This window comes from Stenomitos frigidus ULC18 (assembly GCF_003003795.1).
GTDB classification, from domain to species: domain Bacteria; phylum Cyanobacteriota; class Cyanobacteriia; order Leptolyngbyales; family Leptolyngbyaceae; genus Stenomitos; species Stenomitos frigidus_A.
Genome location: NZ_PVWK01000043.1, coordinates 24,576 through 38,550 on the forward strand (window position 1 = coordinate 24,576; position 13,975 = coordinate 38,550).

Sequence of the window (13,975 nt, forward strand, 5' to 3'; positions counted from 1 at the left end):
TCCCAAGAAATACACTCTGAGGGAGTGCCAACGCATTGAGGCATCGAAAAACAATGAATTAATTTTCTTTGAATAAGGTGTGCGTTCTCGTTCTCAATCCAATGGATTGGGCATCCTATGACTATCTCAGCTTAGATTCCTACACCAACAGAACAGAATTATGACATTCCCAGCCTTAAACCCAGAGCGGAGGATTTCTCCTCTCCCCAGCGAACTCGCCACACTCAGGACTGCGCTAACCCCTGGAGAAATCGAAGTCTTGACTTTTTTTGATCGCAACCTCGCTCTGGAATGGGAGATTTACATCCAGCCTCATCTCAACGGACTCCGCCCTGACTTCGTTCTGCTCAATCCAAACGTGGGCATTGCAGTTTTTGAGGTCAAAGACTGGAATCTTGCAGCCATGTCTTACCACGTTAAATTTTCTCAGGATCAGCAGAGGCAAAATCAGAATAGAGAGTCTGCACTATGGGCAACAAAAGGTGGTGAATCTTTTCGGATCAAAGATAACCCGGTAGAAAAAGTTATTCTGTACAAAAACAGTATTGCCAACCTCTATTGTCCGCAAGGCAACAACAGCAGCATCGACCAAGACAATAACTATCTTGCCCTCATCACAGCAGGAGTTATTGTTACAACTGCGACGACCCAAGAAATTGAATCGTTATTTCACCCATTCTACGTTGATCGTAATCTGCTAGAAAAAGCGAAGCAGTATCATCCTCTCGCTGGTTCTGATGCGCTGCAAGCGAATGACTTAAGCGTTGTATTTCCGTCATCCGAACGGACTGATTCCTCTCTTATGAAGCCTGGAACTGCTGATGCGCTTCGTCGCTGGCTGGTTGAACCCGATTTTGCCGCCACTCAGCGTCAACCGCTAGAACTTGATGCAAAACAGCGTCAGCTTGCAACAAATCGTACAGTGTCTGGGTATCGACGAATTCGTGGCTCCGCAGGATCAGGTAAATCTCTTGTGCTAGCAGCCCGCGCCGCTCACTTATCCAGTGAGAAGAAACAAGTCTTGGTTGTTTCCTATAACATTACGTTGTGGCACTACCTGCGCGATTTGGCAGTTCGCTATCCGGTGCCGACACGCACAATTAATCAAACCACAACATGGCTGCATTTTCATGAGTGGTGCAAACGGGTGATCTGTAACGAAGCTGGTTTAGCCAATGAATATAATGCACTCTGGCAGGATGGCGAGGACATTTCAGAAGTTCTTGAAACTGAAATTGTTGCATTGACCAATCAGGCGATCGATATTGCTGGTTCCAGCCTCACGACTTACGATGCCATTCTGGTAGACGAGGGGCAAGATTACAACCCGTTCTGGTGGAACACGCTGCGCAGGGTTCTGCGCCCAGGTGGTGAGATGGTGCTGGTTGCAGATGAGACTCAGGATCTCTATCAACGGGCAAGAAGCTGGACAGAAGAAGAAATGAACGGAGTTGGGTTTAAGGGTCCTTGGGTGCGGCTTGACATCTGCTATCGGCTGCCGCCTGCACTCATTCAGACGCTCACAGATTTTGCCGAACAGTATCTTCCCCAGGTAAAGCTAAATTTGCCCAAAGCCGAGTCACCTGAACTTGATCAATATCCAGTGAGTTTAAGGTGGGTTCAGCTAAAGACAACGGATGGTGTTGCCGAAGAATGTGTCAATGCGATGCTAAAAATATCAGGTTCAGCAGACCCTGTAGTTGCATACGCAGACATTACTTTGCTTGTCCCCACACATCACATTGGTTTAGCGGCTGTTGCAAAACTTGAGAGCCAGAACTTCGAGGTCCGCCACGTCTTTGATCAAAAGCAGCAGAAGCAGAAAAGCCGGAAGATGGCATTCTTCATGGGCGATGCCCGGATCAAAGCCTGCACGATTCACAGCTTTAAGGGATGGGAAGCCCGTTATATTGTGATTGCCATTACTCCCGATACCGATCTCGAAGCAGCATACGTTGCAATGAGTCGGCTAAAACGGCACAACGAAGGAAGCTACCTCACAGTGATTTGTTCAAATCCTGCACTTGAAGCATTTGGAGAAACTTGGACCAAATCCTGCACTTGAAGCATTTGGAGAAACTTGGACAGCCTTTGAGAGTCGGTAGTGCCTCGCTTAGTTGTGTTCCAACTGTAGTTTTGCTTGCCTAGCAATTTCCATCCATTCTTCTATCCCTTGTTTTGTAGGTGTTCCTTCCTCTGTAAATGCCCAAATATTGCGTTTATGCTGGGTGCCGTAGCTAATGTGAATCGGCTGATCACTACCATAGAAATACAACGAGTCAAACGGTGATCGCTGTTCCAAAATTCAGCCCACTAATCGATCGCTCCCCATCTCCACAATCAGAAAATCGCAAGCAGCACCCACGAGATCGCAGTAATACCTACCGTTTCGGTTTACCTCATGTGCCATGTGCTGATCCCGACTCGGATCAACCCGCCCATTTTTAATCCCCGTCTCCGGGTCTTTCTGGTTCAAAAAACGCTTCAAATCCTTTGAGCAAAACCCGTAGGTCAACTGAAACCGCTCCCTGCCAAAGTGATCAATCACGGGATCAAGGATGTGCTGACACAAAGCCTCCAACGCTGGAATTGTCTCCTCCAGGTTTTTCGGGTATGGGTCAATGTGATTAGCATACTTCCGGTACGTCTGCGTACAAGTGCAAAATTCCTGCAAAGTCAGATACTTTCCCAACAAGTTTTCGTGCATTCAAGCGACAGCCTCCTGAAGCGGGCACCCTAGCTCTGAACAGAGACTCCAAACACCTCACTACTGAGTATGGCTGCCTTCCTGACAAAAGCCAACTTCATGAGCGGACTGCAATGCCACAAGCAGCTTTGGCTACAAGTGCAGGAACCACACCGAGCCACTCCCCTCACTCCAGTCCAGCAGCGCATCATCGACCAGGGCGAAGACGTTGGGCAATACGCCCGTCAGCAGTTTTCCAATGGACGACTGATCGAGGGCAACGGTACAGAGGCAGTGCAAGCAACCCAGAAGGCGATCGCCGCTGGAGCCACCTGCCTATTTGAAGCAGCGTTCAGCTTCGCTAGCTTGTTCATCCGCTGCGATATCCTCCACAAACTTTCAGCAAGCACATGGGAACTGATTGAAGTCAAATCCTCCGGCAAAATCAAAGAAGAACACCCTTGGGATTTAGCCGTGCAAAAATACGTCTTGACTGGAGTAGGTCTCGCCATCAGTGCAACCAAGCTGATGCACATCAACACCCAGACCTGCTTCTTCCCAAATCTGACCAACCTCTTCACGATCGCAGACATCACCGCAGAAGTTGATCGTCTCCTGCCTGAAATACCCAAAAAACTTGAGCAATTTGGGGCTATCCTGACCGAAAATTTAGAACCCACGTTGGCGATTGGCAAACACTGCGACAATCCCAACCCCTGTCCTTTCACAAAAGATTGTTGGCAGGACGTTCCAGAAGTCTCCATCTTTACGATTCCTCGACTAGATTGGAAAAAGAAAGACTTGCTGATTACTCAAGGAGTGTTGGCGATCACCCTGCCACCCAACTACCCTTTGTCAAACAATCAGCGCACCTATGTTGATAGCGTCTTTAGCGGTCAGCCTGTTGTGGATGAGGTGGCGATCGCTGCCAGCCTTGCTGCACTCACCTATCCCATCCACTTCTTCGACTTTGAATCTCAGAACCCTGCCATTCCACGATTCGATGGTCTGAAACCCTACGAACAGTTCCCCTTCCAATACAGTTGCCACGTCCTCCACAAAGATGGGCACATCGAACATCACGAATATCTGCATACTGACCCGTCCGATCCAAGACTACCGCTAATCGCAACCTTAACCAATGACATCGCCGCCAACGGTTCCGTCATTGTCTACCATCAATCCTTTGAAGGCAGCCTACTGCGGAAACTGGCTCAAGCGTTCTCTGACTACGCACTTCAGTTAGAGTCGATCGCCGATCGCTTGTGGGATTTAGAAGACATTTTCAAGAAACACTACAAACATCCTGCGTTCCGAGGCTCGACCTCAATCAAAAACGTGCTGCCGACTTTGGTGCCTGCCTTAAGCTACAAAACGCTTGCAGTGCAGCGCGGCGATCAGGCACAGGCTGTTTGGGAGGCAATGATCGCTTGCACTGACCCGGTAGAGAAACAAGGTCTAATCAATGACCTACGTACTTATTGCCAGCTAGACACTTCGGCAATGTTAGAAATTTATAGAGTTCTACTGCAATTTGCGCTCTAGCCCAAATCTAGGTATTTTGGCTAGAGAACATTCTCATTCTCATCTTTTACTTTCTCCAAAGTATTGCTCGAACTAGAAAGATTTTCGACAGGGACTATATGCTCAGAGAGTTGAGAGATAAGATTTCGCACAGTTTCTTTAAACTCATCCGAAAATTCTTCAACAATATTGGTAACCATATCGCCTTTTCTAACCTCAAGGAATGTTTGAGCCCCCTGATCTGTCATAGATATTAGCAGACGACTCGTCTTCTTAGCTTCTGATGCAACAGGTTTAACAGGAAGTTCGATCATAAGCATTCCATTAGGAGCCAACAGCTTCGATAAATTTCCAATTTGTTCATAAAAGAACCCCGTAGCCTTATTTTCCTTTGAAGAGCTATTTGTTGATGATTGGACACTTTCGTGAAGTTCAGGATTGAATTTTTTAATAAGCGCTTCTTTAATGCTTGATAGCAATGTAGAGTCACTGCATTCTAGCCAAGCTATGCGAACACTATCATCTTCTGGATTAAACCCTAGATTGGTAGAATCCAAATGCTTTAATTCACTACTCAAAGCAACGTAGAGAACTCGTTCATCCTTTATTACTAAACAAATTGCCGGACGTTCAGGCAATTTGTGGCTTTCACGAAAGCGGACGGAGCCTTGAGGAGCAAGAGGGATTAAATTGCGCCCAATGCGCTCAATCAGTTCCGACCTAGAAAGCTTCATTTCTGCTGCAATAGCATCTAATCCCTCAATCCCAGTGGGGGTGAGGACGACGTTGACTTGTTTTTTCAGTTCGTCATGTAACTCGGGTACACCTCTAACTCGCTTGCGACCCTTCGCCATACTGCTTTCGTCGTGAGGGATGTCTATGCATACCAAGCATATACCTCCGACAGAGCCTGTGCACTCTACTAAATGGACAAGCACGGATTCCGCACAAGCAAGGTCAGAACCTAAATATATACTAAGGTTTTATCTTAAAGGCATTTAGATGCTATATATATTCTAGCAATAAACTTTTCGGTATCTGTGAGCTCTGCCGTAAAGCATCTCTAAAGCTTCATAACAACATTTTCTCTCCCTGCACTACACGGCAGGGGTAGCTTTCGGTTGCAATTTAGGAGGACTTAATGTTGGGTAACGAAGATTTTGGTACGTGGTGCCATCGATTAGACCTTTCGGAAGATGGGTGTAGAGTGATTGAACAAATTCGGCAGACTGATCCCTCCCGGCGGGTAGGCGGCGGAAAGAAAAATGTCTCTGGACGGTATCCAAGCAAAAAAATGGTGCAGACTATCCAGTTTGAGTCTCACAAAGTAGAGCTACCGTTCATCTACCAGTTAGAGCATGATGAAAACATTTTGGAGTTTTACGATCAACCACCTCAAATCAAGCTGAGTTATCCATCAGCAAATGAACGAAATTTAAGTTTTTTCTATACTCCTGACTTCTTCGTCATTGAAAAAGAAACGGCAGGTTGGGTCGAGTGCAAGACTGAAGATGGCTTACAGAAGCTTCAGGAGAAGAATCCAAATCGTTACTTCTTGGGAGATGACAATCAATGGCACTGTCCACCAGGAGAAAAATATGCAGAGCAGTTTGGTTGTTACTTTCGGGTTTGGTCTGATGCTGAAGTCGATTGGACTTTACAGCGAAACTTTCTCTTCTTAGAAGACTACTTTTACAATGCTTCTCCTGCAGAAGAAGCGACTGCCAACACAATCCTTTCGCTGGTTTCAGCACAACCCGGCATTACCTTGGCTCAGCTCCTTGATCATGCTAGAGGGTCTACTGCTGATGACATCTATTTTTTGATTGCTAGAGAACAAATTTATATCGATTTGAGTGCTGCTCCGTTGGCTGAATCCAGTCGATGCTTTGTGTTCTCCGACCAACAAACAGCCTTGGCATATAAAGCCACAGTGCTCTCTCAAGCATCCGTAGATTCTATTGCTTCCCCAATTATTGATCTCATTCCTGGCTCATCCCTTTGCTGGAATGGTAAAAGTTTGACGATCATCCTTGTTGGTGAAACAGAGATTCTCCTAAATGACGAAAACGGACAGCCTGTTGAACTGGAGCGTTCTACCTTTGATTACCTGCTTCGACAAGGAAAAATATCGGGGCTGAGGAATCAAATGCGAGGCGTTCTCAGTTCAGAGGCAATGGAGTTTATCCGTAAAGCGAGTGAAGGTGATCTAAAGGAAGCTAATCGACGCTACAAGCTGATCGAAGGCTTTTTGCAAGGGGAGAAGTGCAAGGATCATACCGTTCCCGAACGTACTCTTCGGCAGTGGCGTACCAAATACCGACAGGCAGAGAAGCAATATGGATATGGTTACATAGGGCTGCTTCCAAAGCTTAGCGCTAGTGGCAATCGCAATCCAAAGCTACCTGCATACTTGCTGGAACAGATAGAAATTTTCATTGAAGATCAGTACGAAACTCACAAGCAAAAGCGAAAACTTGAAGTCTATGGAGTTTTTGTTGATGCCTGTTTGAAAGCAGGAGTACCGCTTGACCAAATTCCTAGCTACAAGACGTTTATCAAGGCAATCAAACGTCGATCTGGTTACGAACAAACGACGAAGAGAGAAGGTCGCCGAGCTGCTTACTCACAGGAACCTTTCTTCCTAGAGCTAACAATAACTACACCCCGACACGGCGATCGTCCCTTTGAAATTGGGCATATCGATCACACTCAACTAGACATTGAGTTGCGATGTTCCTCTACAGGTCGCCTTCTTGGTAGACCCTGGGCAACTTTCCTGGTCGATGCCAACACCCGCCGTATTCTGGCAGTTTATGTCACCTTCGATGCGCCCTCATACCGCTCGTGCATGATGGTGCTACGGATTTGTGTCAAGCGACATGGGCGATTACCTCAGATCATTGTTACGGACAACGGTGCAGAATTTCACAGCATCTATTTTGAAACGTTACTGGCGCTTTTTAGCTGTGCTCAAAAGTATCGCCCAGCAGCAAAGGCGCGTTTTAATGCCGTTGGCGAACGTTTGTTTGGAACGTCTGCTACCCAGTTGATCCATAACTTGGCTGGCAATACGCAAATCATGAAAAAAGTCAGGCTGGTGACCAAGTCTGTCAATCCTAAAAATCTAGCGCTTTGGACACTTGGACTCCTGTACATGTACTTGTGTGAGTGGGCCTATGAAGTCTATGACACCACAGAGCATCCCGCACTTGGGCAAAGTCCCAGAGAAGCTTTTGCTACTGGGATCGCGCAGTATGGTAGCCGCTCCCATCGCGTGATTCCTTACGACATCAATTTCCAAATCTTGACCCTACCCACAACCCGCGAGGGAAGGGCAAAAGTACAACCTAATCTTGGTGTCAAAATTAACCACATCTATTACTGGTCTAATGATTTTCGTGATCCTGAAATCGAAAAGTCTTGGGTGGAAATACGTTACGACCCTTTTGATGCTGGAATAGCCTACGCCTTTGTTCGAGGGCGCTGGGTTGAGTGCTATGGTGAGCATTTTGCCAAATTTCAGGGTAAATCTGAGAAGGAAATTTATTTAGCCAGTGCTGAACTGCGTAGACGAAATCAAAATCATTCCAAAAACTTCAAGCTTAGAGCGAGTCATCTTGGAGCCTTTCTGTCTAGTGCAGAGTCTCAGGAAGAACTGTTAGCCCAGCAGCTGCGTGATGCACAGTCCAAAGAAGTGTTTTCGATTATCGATGGGGGAACACCTAATCGCAATCCTTTCACTCCCCAACAACCTGAACAAGCGTCTTCAACTGGGCGCGATCGTACATCAGACACGAAGCCTCAAGCGCCACCACCTAGTGCTCTTCAGCCCGATCAATTGATTATGTATGAGGAGTTCTAATCATGGCTATTGGATTTCCCCGTGAATTACTAAGGCAGCCAAATGAGGAGCGGATTGCCTACTTCGAGGCTTACACGATCGCGCATCCTAAACTCAAAGAAGCGATGAAACAAACTGTCCGTTTTATTGGTCATCGTCGCGCTAAAGCATCTTGCATCACTGTATTTGGTCCTACAGGAGTTGGCAAAACGACCTTACTGCAAAAGGTTGAGCAGGTACTGATTCAAGAGGCTCTTCAGGATTTGCAGACTGATCGAGGTTGTATTCCAGTTGTAATGGTGGAAGCCACTGCCCCAGAATCTGGAAATTTCAACTGGAAAGATTTCTTTACTCGCAGTTTGGCAACACTGGAAGAACCTTTGATTGATCAAAAGATTCACTATGGCACCCGTGGCATCTACCGGAATAAAGAGGGTCAACTTGTCATTGAGTCATCGGTGGCATCCGCTAAATTACGTTTTGCTTTAGAGAATGCACTCAAGCATCGACACCCACTTGCTTTTCTAATTGACGAAGCTCAGCACATTCAGAAAATGGCAAGTGGACGAAGGTTACAGGACAACATGGATTGCATTAAGTCTATTGCTAACCTGACCCGGATTCCTCACGTCTTGGTCGGCACCTACGAGTTGCTGACAATGCGTAATCTGAGTGGACAACTTAGCCGTCGTAATCAAGACATTCATTTCTCCCGCTACAGAGCTGATTGCAAAGAGGATGTAGAAGCATTCTTGAATATTCTGTTGACCTTCCAGCGGCATCTACCATTGCAGGAAGAACCAGACCTATTAAGCCAGTGGGAGTATCTCTATGAACGATGTCTTGGTTGTATTGGAATTCTCAAAGAATGGTTGAACCGTGCTTTTTCAGATGCTTTAGAGGAGGAAGCAGCAACTCTAACCTACAAACATCTTCAACAGAGGGCTTTATCCATCACTCAGTGTAAGAAGATACTTCAAGAAATTGAAGAAGGTGAAAAGGCGCTGCAAGAAACCGCAGAGGATTGCAACAAACTTCGTGATCGTTTGAAGCTAAATCAGGGGGAACCGACAGAACCGGACGCTTCTGAAAAAGACACAGGAAAGGCTAATCCATCTCCTCCTAAGAAACGAAAAGTTAGGAGGGTCGGTAGCCCAAATCCTAAACGGCGCAAAGTAGGGGGACAGGATAGTGCATAAAGAATTCACGATGTATGAATCTTGGAATGTTCAGCCTCCTTCCATTCCAGAACGCAGCCGTTTGTACCAGTTGGAACCAATTGGTTTAGGTACACCATCCGTAGAAAGTTTAATCAGCTATGTTTCCCGGTTAGCTGAAGCTTACTGTGTACCAACAGGTCTACTGATTGTCAATGAAATTGCTCCTCTAATGAAAGCAGAGTACACATTTGGTGATAAAGAAGGCGGTCTAGACAGAATCTTTGCCAATCAAACGAGAGCCTTAAACGGTATGGGTAATTGGTCTAAAAGCTTGGTTCAAGCGCTTGAGTCCTTAACCCTTAGAACTAATTTACGCTCTCTAACCATGTTGCCTTGGGCAGAGGTTATTCCACAAAAAAGTCTGCTGAAACCCACTCGAGCTTGGTGCCCTAATTGTTATGGTGACTCGCAAATCGCAGAGCAACCGTTGTATGAGCCATTACTATGGTCATTCAGTTGTGTAGAGGTTTGCTTACACCATCAGCAACCGCTACACTCCCTTTGCCCCACTTGCCAGAAACCTAACAGACCCTTGGCATGGTTATCTAGACCTGGTTACTGCTCGAAGTGCCGGGAATGGTTAGGAAGTTATCGAAAGCTAGAAGCAGCTCAGTCTTGGGAAATAACAGAATCGGCATGGGCTTGGCATGCCTGGGTCGCCAACAATATTGGTGATCTCACTGCCAGTGCTTCTAGAGAACCAATCACGCCATCCAGAGAAGCGATCGCGCTCACGCTTGCTGGTTATGCTCGCACCCTATTTGAGGGCAATATTTCTGCGTTTTCTCGATGGCTAGGTTTGGGACGTGTACAAACTCATAGATGGGTTACTGGTGAATCTGCCCCAGAGCTGAAAACACTTCTAAAAATCTGCTTTCGCCTTGAAGTACCGTTGTTAAAAATCTTTAATCAGGCGATCGCAAACACATGTCTAGCGAAAGAAGCCAAACAACCTCTAGAACAAACAAAAGTTGCGAGTAGTTCATCCTTAAACCTCCAAGTAGAGGAGGTGTCAAAACAGATACGGCAAATGAAGGCGGCTCTTACTGAAGATCCACCACCCTCTTTGGCAAAAGTTGCAGAACGACTTGGCTACAGGCGAACCACCACACTCTATTACTACGCATCAGACATGTGTCATGCTATCTCAGCAAAACATACTGAGTACCAGAAAGTAGTAGAGCTAAAAAACATACGATGTGCTTTAGAGGCAGTAATCGCAAATGATGTATGCCCTCCCCCATCGCTTCAAAAGGTGGCTCAATCGATCAGCACAAGTGTCCATACACTCAAAAAACATTTTCCAGAATTGTGCTGTAGTATCTCCAGTCGATATGCCAGCTATTTGAGCGAATGTCGCGTGAAGAGAATACAACTGCTGAAAGAGGAGATCAGGCAAGTAGCAGCCAAATTAGAGGATCAGGGTATAGAACCGACTGCTAGCCGAGTTTCACTCTACCTAAATAAACCACGATCGATTCTTCAAAAAGAGGCAAAAGCAGCCCTGAAAGAGGTTCGCTATGAACTTGGCTGGGGAAAATGAAATTCTTTTTTTAGCATATGAATATAAAAACTTATGTCCCAACTATTCTCGAATCCTGGACTCTTAATAAATCTTCTATTCCTTTACGGAGTCAATTGTACCAACTGGAACCAATTGGAATTGGAACACCTTTCACCGAAAGTCTAACTAGCTTAATTTCTCGCTTGGCGATGGCTCATTGTTTGCCCCCAGGTGTACTAATGACACGATTAATGAATCCATTAATCAATAAAGCATACGGAGGAGCAAATTTACATAACATCTACTCTTTTACAGATGCTTTGAATGGAACAGGCGAGATGGCGAAGAACTTAGTAGAAGCACTTCAGGCTCTTACTTTGCACGATAATCTGTGTTTACTGACAATGTTGCCTTGGTCAAAGCTTCTCCCTCACAGGCATCTTCTGCATAATGATCGTACTTGGTGCTCTGCTTGCTATCAAGACTGGTTCTGTAAAAGACAAACTATCTACGAACCCCTACTCTGGTCATTAGAAGTTATTCAAGTTTGTCCATTACATCGTCAGGAGTTACTCCAGCAGTGTCCTCATTGCCACAAAAAAAACTATCCCCTTGCTTGGCATTCCCGTCCTGGATTCTGCTCAAAATGCCATGAATGGCTTGGGGCTTCTCCTGAAGTTAAATCTTCTAATCAAAAGGAACGATCAAAGGAAGAATTAGCATTTGAAATTTGGGCAGCTACTACGGTTGGAGGCTTTATAGCGTCTACTTCAAATTCAGCATTTGATTTAACTAAAGACAGAATTGCTAAAGCTTTTTGTCTATATGTGAATCATTTGGCTAAAGGGAACATAGCTGAATTTGCAAGACAGTTAAAAGTCCCTAGAAATACCTTGTGGCTTTGGTGTCAAGGCAATAACCGTCCTACTTTTACTAAGCTTGTTGAAATTTGCTTCTGTCTAGGAGTTTCCTTGTCAGATTTTCTGACAGCGGATACTTCATTAAAATGCCACCAGAAAGTACAACTACTACCAACAAAACATCAACCTACTTCCAGAGCAGATGCCAAACCTCTAGATTTGCAGTCAATAGAACTTTATTTGAAGGAAATTCTTGAGAGTGACAAGCAGCCATATCCTTCCTTAGAGCAAGTTGCTAGAACTTTGGGGCGAGACAGAAGGACGATAGCCAAGCACCTACCTGAGCTATGCCGCGCTATTGCTACTAGATACCTAGATCAAAAGCAAGCAATCAAGCTTGAAGCGATCGCTCAGTGCTGCCAAGAAGTACGTCAAGCCATTTTGGAACTACATGAGAAAGGTGTTTACCCTTCAGAAGGGCGAATTGCGGAATTATTGACTAGACCAGGTTTCTTACGCTACAAAGAGGCTCGAAAAGCACTGTATGCAGCAAAGCAAGAACTTGGGTTAGAACCAGAATAAATTATTTCGGGATAAAATTGATCGGTAGCTAAAGCCTGTCGCTCCATTCGTGCTTGCAAAGAATTAAGATCATCAAAGAACCCCTTCTACCATCACTAAAGTAGTAGAAGGGGTTTGGGTCTAACAACTTCACTTTCTGCAAAAGCTATAGAAGCCAGTGAGGAACCGTCTAAGCAAAAATTGGAAGCATAGTTTTGCCAAAGTGAATTGGAAGCATAGTCTTACCGTTTCGGCAAACCTATGCGTTCAATCACATATTCCTTCGCTCTACATCTACAATTAGAGTATGGAGCTAAGCGGATTCGAACCGCTGACCCTCTCAATGCCATTGAGATGCGCTACCAACTGCGCTATAGCCCCTATTCCGTTCTCTATCATCCCTCGGTAATTGCCATCCGTCAAGCAGCTTTTCAACCTGGCAGCAATACTTCTAAGAAACCTTTTCTATCGAAGACTGGGCAACGAGGTCAAAACCAAGCGAGGATGCCTTCTTCTTGAGATTGCCCAGAACTCTTTGCTGATAGCGTTGCTCATAATAGTCAGCCCCAGTGTCACGATAAGGTTCACCTGAAGTCCAAAGCATATAGAACATTCGGGCTATTTTATGAGCGGTGGCTGTGATGGCTTTGGGTGCTCCTAAGCGAGCTTTCATCCGCCGATAAAACGCTCCCAAAGCAGTTTGGGACCGACCAACTGCCTGAGCCGCAAGGCGGAAAGCCTGAGCAGCCTGATTAACGACTCGATGGGTACGAGTACTTTTGGATTTTCCTCCGCTGTCTCGTGTCAATTACATAGACCACTTTATGGCATGAATTTTCTCCTTCATTTCGTTTCAAAATTGCACTTAAAATCGATGGAATCGAATCGCCTCACAATCAAAAGAAAGGACTAGATCGCGACGCACGCAAACGACGACGAAAGTGGCTGTACTATCCAAACGGACTCAAACTGGACTAGAAATCAAGTAGTACAGAGGCCAAAACGCAGCCAGACGTAGCAAGCTAGAGCTCAGCAGACCCGTTTGAGTGAGGGACTTCTGCACCTGTCGCAGCCTGCTAAGCAAGCATGCACTCAGCTCGTCAGCACTGATTTAAGTTGTCTGGGTGCGTGAAAGTGCTGCTTGTTTGCGAAAACTCTCGGCTTGCCTCTCGATCATGGTCGCATGATGGCTTAAGCGATCAATCGCAGCGGCCGTCATCATCGAGTCGGTGAAGATGCTATCCCACTGACTGATCGGCTGATTGGCGGTAATGAGTCGACTTCTACGCACATAGCGATGGGCGATGAGTTCAAACAGCACCGAGGTCTTAGCCTCTAACTTTTTGACCTAACCGAAGTCATCAATGATTAAAAGGTCGTAGCGATCGCTCAACTCGCACCGCAACTGTCTGCTGAGACCGCAGGCACCTATCACTACACCAACAGCGGCGTGTGTAGCTGGTATGATTTTGCTGTCGCCATTTTTGAAGAAGCAGAGCAACTTGGCTTCCCCCTCAAAATCAAGCGCGTCATCCCCATCACCACGCCTGAATACTCCACTCCTGCCAAACGCCCCGCCTTTTCTGTCCTCTCCCTCAAAAAAGTCTCGACGCTGCTGGGAACCCATCCTCCTTACTGGCGAGAGAGCTTGCGTGAAATGCTAGCCGAATTGAGAGAATTGTCCAATTGAAGTGTTAATTGAATGGCACTGACGGAAAGGGGTAAAAAAGGCTCTAAGGCTTGATATAAGAGAATCATAGCCTTAGAGACCAATAA

Annotated in this window: 10 protein-coding genes, 1 tRNA gene and 1 pseudogene; 7 read left to right on the plus strand and 5 right to left on the minus strand. The window is 45.9% G+C overall.

Going from position 1 to position 13,975, the window contains the following annotated elements; genetic code table 11:
* Positions 1-259: 259 nt before the first annotated feature.
* The gene (locus C7B82_RS07835) at positions 260-2,065 is read left to right on the plus strand and encodes an AAA family ATPase (RefSeq protein WP_219904139.1); all 1,806 of its coding nucleotides are present in this window, start codon (positions 260-262) and stop codon (positions 2,063-2,065) included.
* Positions 2,066-2,305: 240 nt separating this feature from the next.
* Here the strand turns inward: C7B82_RS07835 and C7B82_RS07840 are convergent, their stop codons facing one another.
* On the minus strand, positions 2,306-2,707 hold the full coding sequence (locus C7B82_RS07840; protein ID WP_245939789.1) for a hypothetical protein: 402 nt from the start codon (positions 2,705-2,707) through the stop codon (positions 2,306-2,308).
* A 69-nt stretch (positions 2,708-2,776) separates the two neighbouring features.
* Between C7B82_RS07840 and C7B82_RS07845 the strand changes: the two genes are divergently transcribed.
* Entirely contained in the window at positions 2,777-4,231 is a 1,455-nt protein-coding gene (locus C7B82_RS07845; RefSeq protein WP_106255745.1) for a DUF2779 domain-containing protein, read from the plus strand.
* A gap of 20 nt (positions 4,232-4,251) precedes the next feature.
* Here the strand turns inward: C7B82_RS07845 and C7B82_RS32045 are convergent, their stop codons facing one another.
* Positions 4,252-5,064 carry a hypothetical protein gene (locus tag C7B82_RS32045; protein WP_181357395.1) on the minus strand — a complete coding sequence of 271 codons (813 nt, stop codon included), beginning with the start codon at positions 5,062-5,064 and terminating at the stop codon, positions 4,252-4,254.
* A gap of 287 nt (positions 5,065-5,351) precedes the next feature.
* Between C7B82_RS32045 and C7B82_RS07855 the strand changes: the two genes are divergently transcribed.
* The 4 genes from C7B82_RS07855 (at position 5,352) to C7B82_RS07870 (ending at position 12,220) form a co-directional block, all read left to right on the plus strand.
* The gene (locus C7B82_RS07855; RefSeq protein ID WP_106255746.1) at positions 5,352-8,075 is read left to right on the plus strand and encodes a TnsA endonuclease N-terminal domain-containing protein; all 2,724 of its coding nucleotides are present in this window, start codon (positions 5,352-5,354) and stop codon (positions 8,073-8,075) included.
* Between the two features lie 104 nt (positions 8,076-8,179).
* Positions 8,180-9,253, plus strand: coding sequence for an ATP-binding protein (locus C7B82_RS07860; RefSeq protein ID WP_219904141.1), 1,074 nt, complete (start codon positions 8,180-8,182; stop codon positions 9,251-9,253).
* A 10-nt stretch (positions 9,254-9,263) separates the two neighbouring features.
* Positions 9,264-10,817 carry a TniQ family protein gene (locus C7B82_RS07865; protein ID WP_106255748.1) on the plus strand — a complete coding sequence of 518 codons (1,554 nt, stop codon included), beginning with the start codon at positions 9,264-9,266 and terminating at the stop codon, positions 10,815-10,817.
* 17 nt (positions 10,818-10,834) lie between these two features.
* Positions 10,835-12,220, plus strand: coding sequence for a TniQ family protein (locus tag C7B82_RS07870; RefSeq protein ID WP_106255749.1), 1,386 nt, complete (start codon positions 10,835-10,837; stop codon positions 12,218-12,220).
* A 287-nt stretch (positions 12,221-12,507) separates the two neighbouring features.
* Here the strand turns inward: C7B82_RS07870 and C7B82_RS07875 are convergent.
* The 3 genes and pseudogenes from C7B82_RS07875 to C7B82_RS33685 all read right to left on the minus strand — a co-directional run.
* A tRNA-Ala gene (locus C7B82_RS07875) sits at positions 12,508-12,580 on the minus strand.
* Positions 12,581-12,650: 70 nt separating this feature from the next.
* On the minus strand, positions 12,651-12,872 hold the full coding sequence (locus C7B82_RS07880; protein ID WP_106255750.1) for a hypothetical protein: 222 nt from the start codon (positions 12,870-12,872) through the stop codon (positions 12,651-12,653).
* 438 nt (positions 12,873-13,310) lie between these two features.
* Positions 13,311-13,589, minus strand: a pseudogene (locus C7B82_RS33685) (ATP-binding protein); the annotation flags it as partial.
* A 15-nt stretch (positions 13,590-13,604) separates the two neighbouring features.
* Between C7B82_RS33685 and C7B82_RS33690 the strand changes: the two are divergent.
* The gene (locus C7B82_RS33690) at positions 13,605-13,889 is read left to right on the plus strand and encodes a sugar nucleotide-binding protein (protein ID WP_245939791.1); all 285 of its coding nucleotides are present in this window, start codon (positions 13,605-13,607) and stop codon (positions 13,887-13,889) included.
* Positions 13,890-13,975 lie beyond the last annotated feature (86 nt).